This is a genomic window from Arthrobacter sp. SPT-J7, from assembly GCF_059089965.1.
In genome coordinates, this window is the sequence record NZ_JBNHFF010000005.1 from 116,832 (window position 1) to 132,939 (window position 16,108).

The 16,108-nt window shown below is 66.2% G+C and carries 13 protein-coding genes; 9 read left to right on the forward strand and 4 right to left on the reverse strand.

Annotation, left to right across the window (positions count from 1 at the left end; genetic code table 11):
- The first annotated feature begins 323 nt into the window (after positions 1–323).
- From AC5RWX_RS10120 to AC5RWX_RS10130, 3 genes are all read left to right on the forward strand, one after another.
- Positions 324–968, forward strand: a complete 645-nt coding sequence (locus tag AC5RWX_RS10120) for a TetR family transcriptional regulator (protein WP_494097354.1) — start codon at positions 324–326, stop codon at positions 966–968.
- Positions 965–2,632, forward strand: a complete 1,668-nt coding sequence (locus AC5RWX_RS10125; RefSeq protein ID WP_494097355.1) for an MDR family MFS transporter — start codon at positions 965–967, stop codon at positions 2,630–2,632. Before AC5RWX_RS10120 ends, AC5RWX_RS10125 begins: the two co-directional genes overlap by 4 nt.
- A 70-nt stretch (positions 2,633–2,702) precedes the next feature.
- Positions 2,703–3,842, forward strand: coding sequence for an LOG family protein (locus tag AC5RWX_RS10130; RefSeq protein ID WP_494097356.1), 1,140 nt, complete (start codon positions 2,703–2,705; stop codon positions 3,840–3,842).
- Positions 3,843–3,849: 7 nt separating this feature from the next.
- On the opposite strand, the gene AC5RWX_RS10135 is transcribed toward AC5RWX_RS10130, so the two are convergent.
- The 3 genes from AC5RWX_RS10135 to AC5RWX_RS10145 form a co-directional block, all read right to left on the reverse strand.
- A complete protein-coding gene (locus AC5RWX_RS10135) occupies positions 3,850–4,950 on the reverse strand; it encodes a matrixin family metalloprotease (RefSeq protein WP_494097357.1) in 1,101 nt (366 codons plus the stop codon).
- A 128-nt stretch (positions 4,951–5,078) separates the two neighbouring features.
- On the reverse strand, positions 5,079–6,218 hold the full coding sequence (locus AC5RWX_RS10140; protein ID WP_493941927.1) for a VIT1/CCC1 transporter family protein: 1,140 nt from the start codon (positions 6,216–6,218) through the stop codon (positions 5,079–5,081).
- Between the two features lie 301 nt (positions 6,219–6,519).
- Complete coding sequence (locus AC5RWX_RS10145) at positions 6,520–8,040, reverse strand: sodium:solute symporter family protein (protein ID WP_493956995.1); 1,521 nt, start codon at positions 8,038–8,040, stop codon at positions 6,520–6,522.
- 230 nt (positions 8,041–8,270) lie between these two features.
- Here AC5RWX_RS10145 and AC5RWX_RS10150 point away from each other — a divergent pair, with 230 nt between their 5' ends.
- From AC5RWX_RS10150 to AC5RWX_RS10170, 5 genes are all read left to right on the forward strand, one after another.
- Positions 8,271–8,846 (forward strand): helix-turn-helix domain-containing protein, encoded by a 576-nt coding sequence (locus AC5RWX_RS10150; RefSeq protein WP_493944837.1) that lies wholly within the window; start codon positions 8,271–8,273, stop codon positions 8,844–8,846.
- A gap of 256 nt (positions 8,847–9,102) precedes the next feature.
- Entirely contained in the window at positions 9,103–10,170 is a 1,068-nt protein-coding gene (gene speB, locus AC5RWX_RS10155) for an agmatinase (protein WP_494097358.1), read from the forward strand.
- A gap of 65 nt (positions 10,171–10,235) precedes the next feature.
- Entirely contained in the window at positions 10,236–11,882 is a 1,647-nt protein-coding gene (locus AC5RWX_RS10160; RefSeq protein ID WP_493944924.1) for a thiamine pyrophosphate-binding protein, read from the forward strand.
- Between the two features lie 172 nt (positions 11,883–12,054).
- Positions 12,055–12,540: a MarR family winged helix-turn-helix transcriptional regulator gene (locus AC5RWX_RS10165; RefSeq protein ID WP_493944835.1), complete on the forward strand. Its 486-nt coding sequence runs from the start codon at positions 12,055–12,057 to the stop codon at positions 12,538–12,540.
- A 4-nt stretch (positions 12,541–12,544) separates the two neighbouring features.
- Positions 12,545–14,311 carry an MFS transporter gene (locus tag AC5RWX_RS10170; RefSeq protein WP_494097359.1) on the forward strand — a complete coding sequence of 589 codons (1,767 nt, stop codon included), beginning with the start codon at positions 12,545–12,547 and terminating at the stop codon, positions 14,309–14,311.
- 207 nt (positions 14,312–14,518) lie between these two features.
- Here AC5RWX_RS10170 and AC5RWX_RS10175 read toward each other — a convergent pair whose 3' ends face one another.
- Positions 14,519–14,947: a very short patch repair endonuclease gene (locus AC5RWX_RS10175; RefSeq protein WP_494097360.1), complete on the reverse strand. Its 429-nt coding sequence runs from the start codon at positions 14,945–14,947 to the stop codon at positions 14,519–14,521.
- A gap of 205 nt (positions 14,948–15,152) precedes the next feature.
- On the opposite strand from AC5RWX_RS10175, the gene AC5RWX_RS10180 reads away from it, so the two are divergent.
- The gene (locus AC5RWX_RS10180) at positions 15,153–16,097 is read left to right on the forward strand and encodes an aldo/keto reductase (RefSeq protein WP_494097361.1); all 945 of its coding nucleotides are present in this window, start codon (positions 15,153–15,155) and stop codon (positions 16,095–16,097) included.
- Positions 16,098–16,108 lie beyond the last annotated feature (11 nt).

The following is a 16,108-nucleotide window of genomic DNA, read 5'->3' on the forward strand; positions in this document are numbered from 1 at the left end:
CTCGCCGGTCCTGGTTCGGCGATGCGCGCTTATGGAAACCACTCATCCCTCCGAACATGCTTCGCTCGTTTGTCGTGCGGCTATGGGCGCTTCTGAATCTGCCCCACGCCTGAGAGATTCTCGCTGACCCGTGGTTCGGCGATGCGCGCTTGTAGAAATCATCCAGCCCTACGCTTCCGCTGACTTGCTCCCCGTTCGGCGGTGCGCGCTCAGACGTGCCGATCCCTGCTTGACGTCGGGGCCGGGTGTGACGTTGGTCTAAGTTTTGCAGGAGTGCAAGTTTGCGCTTGTGTAAGCCGTCCGGCCGCTGGCACACTGGTTCGGTGAGTCAACTAAATTCCCTGCGTGAGCGTAAGCGCGCTGAGTGCTGGGCCGCGCTGCATGATGCCGCTGCTCAGGCGGCACTGGAAGGCGGAATAGAGGGCGTCACCGTTGACGGGGTAGCTAACGCTGCCGGGGTTTCGCCGCGCACGTTTTTCAATTACTTTCCGTGCAAGGAAGACGCAGTGCTGGGCCTGCGGGAGCCGGTGCTTGACGAGGCCATGCTCGCCGAATTCGACGTCCACGCGAACCTGCTGGACGAAGTCGCCAAGCTGATGCTGGCAGTCACTCGTTCCATTCAGGGCGGGGACGATGCGATCCGCCACCGGATCCTCCACAAGTACCCGCACCTGCTGCACCGCCGCGTCCAGTACGTGGTCAAAGTGGAGCAGCTGGTGACTACGGCTGTCTCCGAACTGCTGGCCGGGTCCGACCGGCTCGCGGATGCTGAACGGACTTTGGCCGCACACCCCGTCGGCGGGCAGTACACCCCCGAAGACGCTGTCCGCATGCTCGTGATGACGGCGGGCACCGCGCTCCGCTTTGCCATGCAAAAAACGATGTCCCAACCCACCCTGGAATCGCAGACGGAGGCGCTCGAGCACAGCTTGGCCCTGCTGCGTGCAGTCCTGAAGGAATCCGAATGAAGAACGATAGCTTGCAGACGCAACAGCGTCGCGCGGCATCCAACCCGTCCCAGCCGGGTCAGCATGGCCACAGCCACGGCAACCTGCTGCTGGTGTTCGTCGCGCTGATGATGGCCATGTTGCTGGCCGCGCTAAACCAGACCATCCTGGCGACCGCACTGCCCACCATCGTGGGCGAGTTGAACGGCGCCAACCTGATGCTCTGGGTGATCACCGCCTACATCTTGGCGGCCACCATCATGATGCCCATCTACGGCAAGCTGGGCGACCAGATTGGCCGCAAGTATCTGCTGGTCGGCGCGATCATCGTGTTCCTGATCGGTTCGGTGATCGGTGCCCTGGCACCGGACATGGGCTGGCTGATTGCCTCCCGCGTGGTCCAGGGCCTGGGTGGTGGCGGCTTGATGATCCTTTCGCAGGCCATCATCGCCGACGTCGTTCCCGCCCGGGAACGGGGCAAGTACATGGGCGCGATGGGCGGCGTCTTTGCGTTTTCCTCCGTCGTGGGCCCGCTGCTGGGTGGTTGGTTCACTGAGGGGCCGGGTTGGCGCTGGGCCTTCTGGATCAATCTCCCGGTGGGCGCTTTGGCGCTGATTGGCGCCCTGTTCTTCCTGAAGTCGCGTCCGGTTACGGTGCGGCCGAAGCTGGATTTCTGGGGCATGCTGCTGATGGCGGCTGCCACTACCGGACTCGTTTTGGTGAGCAGCTGGGGCGGCAGCACCTATGCATGGTCGGATCCGATGATCATCGGGCTGATCGCCGGGACGGTGCTGGCCGCCGTCGGGTTTGTGCTGGTGGAGCGGAAGACGGCCGAGCCGATCATTCCGATGTCCATGTTCCGCGACCGCAACTTCATCATGACCACCATCGCGGGCCTGTTTGTCTCCGTGGCCATGTTCGGCGCGCTCGGCTACATGCCCACCTACTTCCAGATGGCCACCGGGGTATCTGCTACCGCTGCCGGCATGCTCATGATTCCTATGATGGCTGCACTGCTGGCTTCGTCAATGATCTCCGGCGTCCTGGTGTCCAAGACCGGCCGCTACAAGTGGATGCCGGTGGTTGGCTCCGCCATCGTGGGCGTGGCCTTGCTGCTGATGAGCTTTGTTCATGCGGATACCGGAGTGTGGGTGCTCTGCGTCTACCTGGGACTGCTTGGTCTTGGCCTGGGCCTGAACATGCAGATCCTGGTGCTCATCGTGCAGAACTCCTTCCCGCTGCGGCAGGTGGGCACGGCGACGGCGGCGAACAACTTCTTCCGCCAGATCGGCGCCACGCTCGGTTCGGCCGTCGTCGGCAGTCTGTTCGCCCACCGGCTCGTCGATCTGCTGACCGATAGGCTGCCGTCCGCCGCGGTCGCAGCCACCGGCGGCGGCAACTCGCTGACTCCGGACATGGTGGAGCACCTCCCGGCACCCGTGCATGACGTGATCGTCGCGTCCTACAACGAAGCCTTGATGCCGCTGTTCCTCTGGATGGTTCCGCTGGCCCTGGCCGCGACCGTGCTCTGCCTGTTCGTAGTGGAAAAGCCGTTGGCCACGACGCTGGAACCGGATGTCATGCCGGAGGCACTCTCGGAGGGGAACGTGATGATCACCGCCGAGACCGAGGGCAACCATCCGGCGAACACCGACCTGCGACGAGCCGAAGCCAGCAACCGGTAGCACGCCCGCCGCACCGACCCGCTCCCGCAGCGCGGCGGGCGGCCCGGCCCCCGTGGTTATGCTTGCCTGAATGGACACATCAGCGGCACTTCATCAGCAACCGCGCGTCGTCGAGATCGAGTCGCTGGAGGACTTCGACCGGCTTATTGCCCGGAAACCGTCCGGCGACAGCCAGCCGTCGATGGACGGCTGGCACTTCCAATCGGTGGACCTCACCGCGCGCTCCGAGGCCCTGCGCAGCTTGGATCCGGCCGGCGCTGTGTTCCTAGGCTGTGATTTTGAGCCCGCCACCGAGGACTGGCTGCACCGCCACGGAGCGCTGATCTTTCCGACGCTGCCGGGTGTCCCGTTCGATCCGTACCGCAGCCAGGTCTACACGGCCGCCGAGCTTTACAGCGGGCTGGAGACCGGGCCGTACGAAGCCACGCTGGACGCGCAGGTGTACGCCTGGTCGTCGCGGACCGCCACCCGTCGCGATCTGGATGCCACCCTGGCCGCGAGCCTGCATGACCATGCCGTCGGCGACGCGATGGAAGCTTTGGCCGGCACGGTGTTTGCCGACAGCAAAATGGTAGGGGTGATGGGCGGGCATGCTGCCGCGCGGGGGAGCGCAACGTATGACCGCGCCGCCCGGCTGGGCAGACTCCTCGCCAAGGCGGGCTATGCCGTGGCGACTGGCGGTGGGCCCGGTGCCATGGAGGCAGCCAACCTCGGCGCCTACCTGTCAGCGACCGGCGACGACGAGTTTGCGGCTGCCCTGGACCGGCTGGCCCTGGTCCCCGGGTTCCGGCCATCCGTGACTGACTGGGCCCGCGCCGCAGCCGACGTGCTCGCGCAGGCGGGCACCGGCGTCGTCAATCTGGGCATTCCCACATGGCACTATGGCCACGAACCGCCGAACCTCTTCGCCACCCACATTGCGAAGTACTTCGGCAACGCCGTCCGCGAGGCGGTGCTGCTGCAGCGCTGCGACGGCGGCATCGTTTTCCTGCCCGGCGCCGGCGGCACCGTGCAGGAAATTTTCCAGGACGCCTGCGAAAACTACTACGCTACCCCCGAAGCGCTCTCGCCGATGGTGCTGGTGGGGCGGAAATACTGGACCGAGGAGCTTCCGGCCTGGCCGCTGCTGCAGGCGCTGGCCCGCGGCCGCGATATGGAAGATTCGGTGCATTTGGTGGATACCGTGGACCAGGCCCTGGACGTGCTCTAGCGACGTCCTATAGCTCGGGAACGCACTCGCCTTGGCCCAGCAAGGACAGGCCGGAGAGGTCCCCGTCGGCAAATTCCAGGATGTCGTGCGAGGCCTGGGCGTACATCAGCTGGTTGGGGTCATCCACGTGGTCCAGCCCGATCAGGTGGCCCAGTTCGTGCATGATGATGGCCCGGGCTGCATCTTTTCCAGCCGGAGCACCGAGCAGCTGGCGGAACTGCGGCGTGTCCAGCTCGATCTGGCCGGAAACGTAGGCGGACACCCCGCCCCGCGAGGCCCAGCCGCTTCCGCCCAGGCCAATGGTAGGGCCAACCAGGGCGGGGCTGTGGTCGGGATCGGACCAGGCAATCAGCACCGGGGCCCAGCGCTCGCCGTAGCGTTCCGGTTGGTAGGACGGGCGCTTCTCGGTGGGCTGCTCGCTGGTCGTTCCTTCGTAGATGAACTGCAGGCCGGTGGCGTTGGAAACCTGTTTCACCGCTTGATGAACAAGGTCAGTGCCGCCCACGGGGGAATCCGCCGCCTGGACCACGTAGCGGATCGGACGGCACGGGTCGTAGGCGATGTAGTCCTGACCCTCGGTTGGCGAGGCGAGGAAGCGATACGAATTGCTCTCCTCGTACAGCGGCGCCGGAACGCCCAGCGGCGCCTCAGCGATGTCGACCCCCGACGGCGGAAACCCGCCGTGGCCCAAGCCCTCAGCCGTGGACCCGCCGTCGAATGGGACGCCGTTGGCCGCTCCGCTGGGTGGCACCGCCGACGCGAGCCGCGGCTGGGCCAGCCAGATGAACGCCCAAGCCACCAGTCCCGCCACGGCCGCGAACAGGATCAGCTTGCCGAACGGCGTCGGACCGCTCCTGGCCTTCAGCTCCGGACCGGGGACGGAGACGTGCCACGGGGGCAGCGGCCGGACGGAATGCTGCCACGGAAACGGGCCCTGCCGCGCCGTCGGGTTGACCCAGGTCTCCGCCTTTTCCGTGGCGGCACCGGACCCCGGTCCTCCGCCGGATTCGGTCGGGGCCCCGTGCGGCACCTGCCTGGTGAAGGATCTGGGCACGTTCCGACCGGGACCCGGCGCCTCGCCCGGGCCGTCGGTCGGCGGCCAGCTCATGGTCCCCCTCGCATGGCGGACAGCGGGAGCGTCGTTGCCCCGCTTGCCATACAGTAACCAAGCTGCGAGGCAAACGGTAGATGTCCACAGGATGACCGGCAAGTGAACCAGCTAGCCGGGGCCGGGGATCAGGCCGTGGCGGTGCCGAAGAGCGAGCCCAACAAGTAGGTGGCCAGCGCCGCGCCGAAACCAATCGCCAGCTGCCGCAGGCCGCGCTTGAACGGTGAAGCACCGGAGAGGAGCCCGACAATTCCACCGGTCACCAGCAGTGCCAGACCGACCAAGATCAGCGCGACCACCACTGCCGCGGTGCCTTGGAGGCCGAAGATGTACGGCAGGATCGGGATCAGGGCCCCGGAGGAGAAGAACAGGAAGCTGGACACGGCGGCATTCCAGCCGGTGCCGATCTCCTGATAGTCGTTGGCGTAGGTTTCCGCCGGCTGCAGGGACAGGCTCGGATCACAGTCGCAGTCCAGATAGCCCATCCGTTCCGCGGCGCGGTGCTCGGCTGCTTCCGGTGTCATGCCGCGGGCGCGGTACACCAGCACCAGTTCGTTGGCGTTCAGGTCCAGATCGGGTGCCGCCTGCAGCGTGATCTGGGTGGGCCGGGTCGCGGAGAGCAACTCGCGCTGGGATCGGACGGACACGTATTCACCGGCACCCATGGACAGTGCGCCGGCCAGCAAGCCGGCGAAGCCGCTGAACAGAATGAACCCGCTGGAAACGCCGGTGGCGCCGATGCCCATGATCAGCGCCAGGTTGGAGACCAGGCCGTCGTTCGCGCCGAAGACCGCGGCGCGGAAGTTGCCGGAGAGTCGTGCCCGGCCGCGGGTGGCCAGGCCGCGGATGACCTCTTCGTGGATCAGTTCGTCGGCGGCCATGGCCTCGGTGGCGGCGGGCTCGGTCGCGTAGGGGGAGCGGCTCTCGGCCCGCTGTGCCAGGGCCAACACGAACACCGAGCCGAACCGGCGGGCCAGGAAACGCAGCACGGTCCGGCGGAAGGACGGACGGAGCCGTTGCGTGCCGTGCTCGCCCAGCAGATCGCGCCAGTGCTTTTCGTGCCGGCCTTCCGCCTCGGCCAGCGCGTGCAGGATTTCGCGTTCTTCGCCGTCGCGGCGCTGGGCCAAATCACGGTAGATTGCGGCTTCGGCTCGTTCGTCGGCCAGATAGCGGCGCCATAGCCTAATGTCGGATTTCGACGGCGTTGCTTGGCCGTCGTGCTGGGGGTCCAGAGGGTTGGGGCCGGCTGGATCGGGGCTCGTTGTCACGCTGCTCCTGAGTCGGACCGGAGACGGTTCAATGATCTCCGGTCAGTTAACTATCAACTGACCGAAGGTCTCGCTCGCCTCTGCGCAGGATCAGGCTGTGCCCTTCCGTGCGCCCAGGTGGACTGCCGGGCCGCTCATGCTGGCCAGTATGTCGACAGGCCTCCACGCTCGTGCGCGTTGCCGCGCGGCGGTGGAGCTACTCCCCTTCGCAACCTCCATTGTAGCTGTTTGCCAGCGGCACAACCGCGCCCCGGAACCTGGACGGGTTCCGGGGCGCGGGGGAGTAGCTGGGCGATCGCGGTCAGCGCGAGGCGACCTCGTCGGGCCCCTCAACCGGAACTTCCTCCAGCGACTGTCCGGCAACCCGGCGGTCCCAGGCCAGCCTGACGGCGGCGTCGGTGGGCTTCGAGAGCAGCGACACCCCAAGGTAGGTCAGGGCGGAGGCAACCAGGCCATAGTAAATGGGCTCGTTGGCGTAGACGCCGCCGTACTGTTCCTCCGCGTTGATTTCCAAAACGATCATGGTGGTCAGCGTGACGACTGTGCCGGCCGCCATGGACCATGCAGCTCCCAGTCCGGTGCCGCGGCGCCAAACCAGCCCGCCCAGGATTGCTACCAGCAGGCCGCCCACCAGAATGTCGTAGGCAATGGTGAGGGCTGCCACCACATCCTGCACCACGATGGCCAGCAGGATCGAGACAGCTCCCAGACCGAAGACCCACCAGCGGTTGCCGGCTACGTCGTGTTCGGTGTTCTCATGGTCGTAGTGGACGTGCTTCCCGAACCACGAGGCCACGAAGGGCACCACGTCCGCACGTGCCACGGTGGCGGCGGCAATCAGGCAGCCGGACGCCGTCGACATCATCGCCGCAACGGCGGCGGCCAGCACAATGCCGCCGATGCCGATGGGGAGAAGGTTCATCGCCACATCGGCGTAAACGTCATCCTCAACTTCAATGGCGGGCAGCGCTACCGACGCGGCCATGCCGATCAGTGCGCCGGCGGCGCCATAGAGGATGCAGTAGACGCCGGCCGTCGCGCCACCCCAGCGGGCCACCTTGGGGGTGCGGGCGGTGAAGACGCGCTGCCAGATGTCCTGGCCGATCAGCAGGCCCAGGGTGTACACCACGAAGTAGGTAATGATGGTCTGCCCGCCGATGCCGGTGAGCGAGAAGAACTCCGTGTTGACCCGCTCGCGGATACCGTCCAACCCGCCGGCGGCCGACCACGTGAACGGCAGCATCAGCAGGAACACGCCGACGGTCTTGATGATGAACTGGGCCATGTCCGCCAGCGTGATGGACCACATGCCGCCCACCGTGGAGTAGATCAGCACAATCGCACCGCCCACCGCAATGGACAGCCAACGCTCCCAGCCGAAGAGGACCACCATGATGGTGGCATACGCGCCGGTGGAGGTGGCGCAAAGCATCAGCGTGTAGGCCAGCATCACGATGCCGGATACCTTGGTGGCGTGCACGCCGTAACGCAGCGTGAGCATCTGCGCCACGGTGTAGATCTTCAGCTTCTGCAAGGTCGGCGCAAAAAGCAGGCTCAGCAGCAGCACGCCGGAGCCGATGGCGACCACCAGCCACATCCCGGAGATGCCCCACTTGTAGCCTAGGCCCACGCCGCCCACGGTGGAGGCGCCGCCCAGCACCACAGCGGCCATCGTTCCGGTGTAGAGGAAGGGGCCGAGCCGGCGGCCGGCCACCAAGTAATCGCTGGTGTTCTTGGTGCGGGATTTGCCCCACCAGCCGAAGAGCAGCATGGCGGCCAGATAGGCCACCACAATGACGACGTTGACGGTTTGACTCTCCATCGGGGACTCCAAGGGGGGAGGGAAGTATTCTGACGCCAGAAGAAATATAGGAAATTGCCTGTCAGGCAACAAGTGTTGAGTGTTAAGCTATTTGTGCTCTGTGGCACACGTCAACTTTGGGCGGTCGCGGCAGCAGTCCGTCTTTCCGGCCGCCGCTGTCCCATCAACGCCGTGTAGCTGTCCCATCAACCGTACCTGTCCCATCCACACTGGCCCGAGAAGGACGTTTAGTGAAGGCACTGCCCGTCGAACCCAGCAACGACCCGGTGGCCATCGGATCCCGGATCCGTGCAGCTCGCCAAGGCCAGCGCATGACGATTGAGCAGGTTGCGGATTCCACTGGGCTCACCAAGGGCTTCCTCAGCCGGGTGGAGCGCGACCTGACCTCGCCGTCCGTCGCATCGTTGGTCACCCTGTGTCAGGTGCTCTCCATCTCCATCGGCGATCTCTTCTCCATGCCTGAAACGCATCTCTCGCGCGCAGGGCAGGGTCCGCGGATCAACCTGGGCGGCGAAGGCATTAAGGAGGAACTGCTGACCGCGCGGCACGAACGCCGACTGCAGATCATCCGCGCCGTGATCGCACCGCGCGGCCGCGGCGAAACAGACCTCTACTCGGTGGACTGCGATGTGGATGTCCTTCACGTGATTGCTGGGCGCATAACCTTGGTTTTCACCTCCGAACGCTATGAACTTGCCGCCGGCGACACCATCTCATTTTCCGGCCGCGAGCCGCACACGTGGATCAATGAAACCGACGAGGAAGCCATCGTCACCTGGACTCTGGTTCCTGCCGCTGCCCGCTGAGCCGGTCTGCGCCGCGGCAGGCATGGTGCCCGGGCCGGTGGGCTGACCCGCTCTACGCCGCGGCGGGCATGGTTCCCGGGCCGGTGGGCTGACCCGGTCTTGCGCAGCGAATCCGGCCAAGCCGGGCAACCTTGACTGTTACCGGCACCACAAATACCATTTCAGGCAACAGATGTTGCACATTGGACAACATTGCCACGCGCCGGACGCCGCTGCGTAACCGCCTGCGCCGTCCGCGCCGCATCGAAGGAGAACCATGGAAGAGCTTCGTGTGGAAGCCAACGGCCACCTCGGCCCGATCGACTCGTCCCGCATCCCGCGCTACGCCGGCGCCGCCACCTTCGCCCGGCTGCCCCGGCTGGACCAGGTGCAGCAGGCGGACATCGCCGTCGTCGGTGTTCCCTTCGATTCCGGCGTTTCCTACCGCCCGGGCGCGCGCTTCGGCGCCAACCATGTGCGCGAGGCCTCGCGGTTGCTGCGCCCCTACAACCCTGCCTGGGACCTCAGTCCGTTCGAAGAGGTCCAGGTGGCAGACGCCGGCGACATGGCCGTCAACCCGTTCAATATCAATGAGGCCATCGACACCATCCAGCAGAACGCGCTGGATTTGACCGCCACCGGCACCAAGCTGGTCACCATCGGCGGCGACCACACCATTGCCCTGCCGCTGCTTCGGGCGGCTGCCGAGCGCGCCGGCGGACCGGTGGCCATGCTGCACTTCGACGCGCACCTGGACACCTGGGACACCTACTTCGGCGCCGAATATACCCACGGCACGCCGTTCCGCCGCGCGGTGGAGGAAGGCATCCTGGACACCGAATCCATCTGCCATGTGGGAACCCGCGGCCCGCTCTACGGTAAGAAGGACCTCGACGACGACCACCGCTTCGGCTTCGGCGTCGTCACCAGCGCCGACGTCTACTACGAAGGCGTCCGAGACGTGGTGGCGAAGCTGCGCGACCGGATCGGCGACACCCCGCTCTATCTCTCCGTTGACATTGACGTGCTGGACCCGGCCCACGCGCCCGGCACCGGCACGCCGGAAGCCGGCGGCATCACTAGCCGCGAGCTGCTGGAAATCATCCGCGGCTTCCGGGGCATGAACCTCATCGGCGCCGATGTGGTGGAAGTGGCCCCGGCGTACGACCACGCCGAAATCACCGGGGTGGCCGGCAGCCACGTGGCCTACGAACTGGTCTCTTTGATGGCCGACAACGCGGCTGGCGGCGGCTCCGGCAACGGTTACGCGGCGCAGGCACTGCGGGCCGAGCGGCCGCTGCAGCCTCAGGGCAGCGAAGCGCAGCCTCAGGGGTCCTTCGAGTGACGGCGCCGAAAAGCGGGGCACTTCCCGGAGCAGGGGCGGCCCACGCCGGGCCTGTCGAACCGGCCGTGCGCAACGGCGGGGACCTCGTCGTCGAAACACTCAGCGCTTTGGGCGCGACGACGGTGTTCGGCATTCCGGGGCAGCACGCCTTGGGCTTGTTTGACGCGTTGTCCCGGTCTTCGCTGCATTTCGTCTCCTCCCGGGTGGAGAACAACTCAGCTTTCGCCGCCGATGGATTCTCCCGCGCGACCGGAGAAGTTGGCGTGCTGTTCCTCTCCACCGGCCCGGGAGCGCTGACCTCGCTGGCCGGGCTGCAGGAAGCCTATGCCACGGGCGTGCCGATGGTGGTCATCGCCAGCCAGATCCCGCTGGAAGGTCTCGGTGCCCGCCGCAAGGGCATGCTGCACCAGCTCGACGATCAAAAGGCGTCGGCCGCAAATGTCACCAAGAGCCAGCGGCTGATCCAGCACGCCTCCGGCATTCCTTCGGCCATTCAGGATGCCTGGACCGAGGCCATCTCCTCGCCGCAGGGGCCGGTCTGGGTGGAAGTGCCGCAGAATGTGCTACTGGATCCGATCGTGGTGCCGCCGGTTGAGGATGCGCTAGCCGAAGCGTTCGATAATCCGCCGCGGACCGAGTTGGTTAAGGAAGCGGTGCGTTGGCTCGCCGAAGCCAAGCGGCCGGCCATCATCGCCGGCGGCGGCGCCCGCCGGGGCAAGGCCGAAGCATGGTTGCTTTCCATCGCGGAAAAACTGCACGCCCCGGTGGTCTGCTCGCCGGGCGGCAACGGTGCGTTCCCCTGGAACCATGAACTGTCGCTGCAGTCCTGGGTGGAGGACCGCTACGTCACCGACGTCCTGGAAGACGCCGACGTCCTCGTGGTCGTGGGGTCCTCGCTGGGCGAAGTGACCAGCAACTACTTCACCATGGAGCCGCGCGGCCGGATCATCCAGATCGACGCCGAGCCGCGGGTGCTCGAGTCCAACGGCCCGGCGCTGGGCATCCGCGCCGACGCCGGCCAGGCGTTGCACGCGCTCGACGACGCCCTCTCCGGGGAGCTGCGGAACCGGCCGGACTGGCACGGGCAGACCCCCGAACAGCTGGTGAAGGACACGCTGGCCAAGGTCCAGGCCAGGCTGGATAGCCAGGACCTGGCCAAGGAACGGACCTTCATGGCGGACATCCGCGAGGCCGTCCCGGACAGCATGCAGACCTTCTGGGACATGACCATCTCCGCCTACTGGGCCTGGAGTTGCTGGGACTCGCGCGAGGGCCAGTTCCATTCCGCCCAGGGTGCCGGCGGCCTCGGTTTCGGTTTCCCCGGCGCCATCGGCGGCAGCGTGGGCCTGGCCAGCCAGGGAAAGCCCGCCCGGGTGCTGGCGGTCTCCGGCGACGGTTCGGCCATGTACTCGATCAGCGAGCTGGCCACCGTGCGACAGCACAATCTGCCGGTGACTTGGCTGATCGTAGACGACGGCGGCTACGGCATTCTGCGCGAATACATGGAAGGCGCCTTCGGCAAAGCCACCGCCACCGAGTTGGCCCGCCCCGACTTCGTCGCCCTGGCTGAGTCCTTTGGCGTGCCGGCCCGGCGGGTAGCGCCAGAGGACATCCGCACCGCGCTCGAGGAGAGCTTCGCCGCGGAGGGGCCGAACGTCGTCGTGGTGGAGACCCTGCTCAAGATGTTCGCCCCGACACATCTGGGCAGCTGACCTCAGCGCTCACAATCGACGCATCAGCAGGCGGCCTTCTCAGCCCTGAGAAGGCCGCCTGCTGACTCTTCGATGGGCCGCAGGAGTGGGCCAGATCGCATACATTTAGTTTGCCAAGACAACTAACGGAAGTTTATAGTTGCTTCAGGCAAGTATAAGAATGAGGTGTGCCGTGGCTGTCGAAACTAAAACCGCCCAGGAATTGGTGGCGAGCGTCTTTTCCCTGCAGCGGTCCTTGCGCGCGGCCACCCACCACATGGCGGATCCGTCCGGTCCTGGCTTCGCGCTGCAAGGCGTGATGCGAATCATCGGCGAAGCAGAGGAGCTGCGGGCCACGGAGTTGGCAGCCAAGCTGGGCATCGGTCCGGCGGCCCTCAGCCGACACGTTGCGGACCTTGAGGCCTCCGGTTTCGTACGCCGGAGACCGCACCCCGACGACGGCAGGGCGTCGCTGATCTCGCTGTCCGAGGCGGGCGAAGCCAGCATGCGGGCCGAGGCGATCCGCCGGGCCGCGCTGATGCAGGGCATGCTCGGCGATTGGTCCGAGGCCGAAGCTCAAGCCGCGATCACCGCCGTCGGCCGCTTGGCCGAAACCCTCCACACCTCGATCCTGTCAATGAAGCCGGGAACCCACCGCTACGAACCGGCAGGAGTCTGACTCTTTGAACAAATCCACTGAACCGAACCGCACCGCAGACGTGTTGCTCAAGGAGCGCACGCCGGAAGACACGGCCGCGGTAGCCGGACCGGCTGCCGCCAAGCAGACGCCCGCAGAGGGTGATCTGATGAGCCACAAGCAGATCTTGCAAGTCCTTACTGGTTTGCTGGCTGCCCTGTTCACCGCGATGCTGTCCAGCACGATCGTGGGCAACGCCCTACCCACCATCATCGCCGACCTGCACGGCACCCAGACCGACTTCGCCTGGGTGGTTACTGCGGCGCTGCTGGCCAACGCTGCCACCACGCCGATCTGGGGCAAGTTCGCCGACCTCTACAACAAGAAGCTGCTGGTCCAGCTGTCCATCGTCATCTTCGTAGCCGGTTCCGTGCTGGCCGGGTTCGCCCCGGACATGACCACGTTGCTGGCCGCGCGTGTGGTCCAGGGCACCGCGATGGGTGGCCTGACCGCGCTCGTCCAGGCCATCATCGGCACCGTCATCCCGCCGCGTGAACGCGGACGCTACGCCGGCTATATGGGCGCCGTCATGGCCGTGGCCACCGCTGGCGGCCCGTTGCTGGGCGGCTTCATTGTGGACAGCCCGCTGGGCTGGCGCTGGACCTTCTTCGTCTGCGTCCCGCTGGCCGTGATTGCGCTGTTCATGCTGCAGAAGACCCTCAAGATGGGCCACGAACGCCGGCAGGTCAAGATCGACTGGCTCGGTTCTGTGCTGCTGACCGCCGGCGTGTCCATCCTGCTGATCTGGGTTTCCTTCGCCGGCCAGCCCGGCCACTATGAGTGGCTTTCCGGAACCAGCGCGCTGATGGTGGGCATCGGCGTCGTGCTTCTGGTGTTGCTGGTGTGGGTCGAGTCCAAGGCGGAACAGCCGATCATCCCGCTGAAGATCATCACCGAGCGCACCACCGCGCTGTCCATCATCGCTTCTATCTCGGTGGGTGTAGCGATGTTCGGCTCGGCCACCTTTGTGGGCCAGTACTTCCAGGTGGCCCGCGGTGCAACGCCGACCGAAGCCGGGCTGCTGATGCTGCCGATGGTTGCCGGAAACCTGATTGGGGCCACACTCTCCGGCCAACTGATCACCCGTTACGGCCGCTGGAAGCGCTTTCTGGTTATCGGGGCCATTCTGGTGATCAGCGGCACCGGCCTGGCTGGCATGATGGATCATCAAACATCGCTGTGGCTGGCCGGCATCTTCCTGCTGCTGCTCGGACTGGGCATGGGCATGCTGATGCAGAACCTGGTGCTCGGCGTGCAGAACACCGTGCGGGCCAAGGACATCGGCGCGGCCAGCGCCTCCGTCGCGTTCTTCCGCTCCTTCGGCGGCGCCATCGGCGTCTCCGTGCTGGGTGCCGCGCTGGCCGGGCGGGTCAATGCCCTGGCCACCGCCGGTATGCAGGAAGCCAACATCCCGGTATCCGGCGAAGGCGTGGGCGCTACGCTGGACTTCGCTTCCTTGCCTCCCGCGGCCGCAAAGATCATGCGGTCAGCCTACGGAGACGGCACGGCCCTGATCTTCCAGCTATCCGCCCTGATCGCGGTAGTGGCGCTCATCGCGGTGTTGTTCATCAAGGAGCAACCGCTGCGCCGCACCATCGACATCAAGCCGACCACCGAGAGCCCGGTGGAACCCGGCATGGTCGGTGGGGCCCAACCGGTGATGACCGATTCGTTCCCGGTAGTAACGGACGACGCCCGGTCCACCAGCAGCGGACAGCAAGATGCGGCCGAGGGCGGGAACCGCGGGAAATAACGACGGCGGAGCGCCTCGCCTCTGGTGAATGCCAGCAGGCGGGGCGCTCCCGCGTCGGCGGATATACCTGGCCCAGTGCCGGGCCGCCTTGAAGCGCCGCCTTGGATGCACGGTGTTGGACGCGCCGTCTTGGATGCGCGGCCTCGGCGGCGCCGCCGTGAACGCGCCGGACTGATCGTGCCGCGGCCCGCAGGACTCTTGGGCCGCTTAGTCCAAGAACTTCATGAGCCGGTCCTCCAGCGCTGCCAGATCCCCTGCCTTTTTGAACTCGCACTCCCACACGGTGAGGACCTGCCAGCCGGCCTCTTGCAGCGCCGCCTCCTGTACCTTGTCCCGGGCGGCCGTCCGGGACCGTTTGGTTTCCCAGAACTCGGCGTTGGACTTCGGTGCATGCTGGCCGACCTTGCAGTCGTGGGCGTGCCAGAAGCAGCCGTTGACGAAGATAACCTTGCGGCGCCCCGCGAAGACCAGATCCGGCTTGCCCGGCAGCTTCTGGTTCCCGGCGCGGCCATGCAGGCGGTAGCGGTACCCCTTGGCGTGCAGCAGCCGCCGGACCACCAGTTCGGGCCGAGTATTCTTGCCGCGAATTTTGGCCATGTTGGCGCTGCGCTGCTGCGGAGTCAGCGAATCGGCCATGGACCAAGTCTAGGTTGCCGGGACAACGGAGCCGGTGGCCAGCAGCCGGTGTCTGTGCGGCTCGGCTGGGTGGCCGATCCCGGGAAACATGAAGTTTTCCGCGTGACCGCGCTCTCATTCGCGACCGGAACGGCTGCCGCCGCACTATCCTTAAACGCTGATGCGGCGGACGAAGATCCGCCGCCTTTCCTCGAAAGGACCCTCGATGCGCTTGATCGGCACCTCGGACCTCAAGATTTTCCCGCTTGCGCTGGGCGGCAACACCTTCGGCTGGACCTCGGACGAGCCCGGCTCACAGCAGGTCCTGGATGCCTTCGCCGATGCAGGCGGCAATTTCATCGACACCGCTGATAGCTACTCCGCCTGGGTTCCGGGAAACACCGGCGGCGAGTCCGAACACATCATTGGCCGCTGGATGGCCGAGCGGAAGAACCGGGAATCGGTGGTCATCGCCACCAAAGTCGGTGGGCACCCGGAGCTTCAGGGCCTGTCGGCGGTGAACGTCGCCGCTGCCGCCGACGCGTCGCTGCAGCGGCTGGGCACCGACTACATCGACTTGTACTACGCCCATTACGACGACGAGAGCACGCCGCTGATCGAAGCGGCCGCCGCCTTCGATGCCTTGGTGAAGGAGGGCAAGGTCCGCCAGATCGGGTTGTCCAACCTGTCCCCGGAGCGGATCGCCGAGTGGATCACCATCGCCCGGCAAAACGGCTTCGCGCTGCCGGTGGCACTGCAGCCGCATTACAACCTGGTGGCCCGCAAAAACTACGAGCAGGGCTACGCGCCGCTGGCCAGGCAGCACAACCTCTCGGTCTTCCCCTACTACTCCCTGGCCGCTGGCTTCCTGACCGGCAAGTACCACAGCAACGACGACGCCGACGCCAGCCCGCGTGGCGGCATGGTGGGGGATTACCTCACCGCGAACGGCTTTGCGGTGGTGGACGCCGTGGAAACGGTCGCCTCCTCCCGCGGAATCTCCATGACGACGGCGGCGCTCGCCTGGCTGCTCAGCAAGCCAGGTATCACCGCGCCGCTGGCCAGCGCCCGGACGCCGCAGCAGGTGCCGGATCTGATGGCTGCGGCGGACGTGGAGCTGACTGCCGACGAAATTTCCGCCCTGGACAAGGCGTCGCAGTCCTTCGCCTGAGCCGTCAGGCG

Bases quoted from the DNA above. Each gene is read 5' to 3' on its own strand.
- AC5RWX_RS10125 (WP_494097355.1), top strand. From the start codon at position 965: ATGAAGAACGATAGCTTGCAGACGCAACAGCGTCGCGCGGCATCCAAC.
- AC5RWX_RS10130 (WP_494097356.1), top strand. From the start codon at position 2,703: ATGGACACATCAGCGGCACTTCATCAGCAACCGCGCGTCGTCGAGATC.
- AC5RWX_RS10135 (WP_494097357.1), bottom strand. From the start codon at position 4,950: ATGAGCTGGCCGCCGACCGACGGCCCGGGCGAGGCGCCGGGTCCCGGT.
- AC5RWX_RS10145 (WP_493956995.1), bottom strand. From the start codon at position 8,040: ATGGAGAGTCAAACCGTCAACGTCGTCATTGTGGTGGCCTATCTGGCC.
- speB (WP_494097358.1), top strand. From the start codon at position 9,103: ATGGAAGAGCTTCGTGTGGAAGCCAACGGCCACCTCGGCCCGATCGAC.
- AC5RWX_RS10175 (WP_494097360.1), bottom strand. From the start codon at position 14,947: ATGGCCGATTCGCTGACTCCGCAGCAGCGCAGCGCCAACATGGCCAAA.
- AC5RWX_RS10180 (WP_494097361.1), top strand. From the start codon at position 15,153: ATGCGCTTGATCGGCACCTCGGACCTCAAGATTTTCCCGCTTGCGCTG.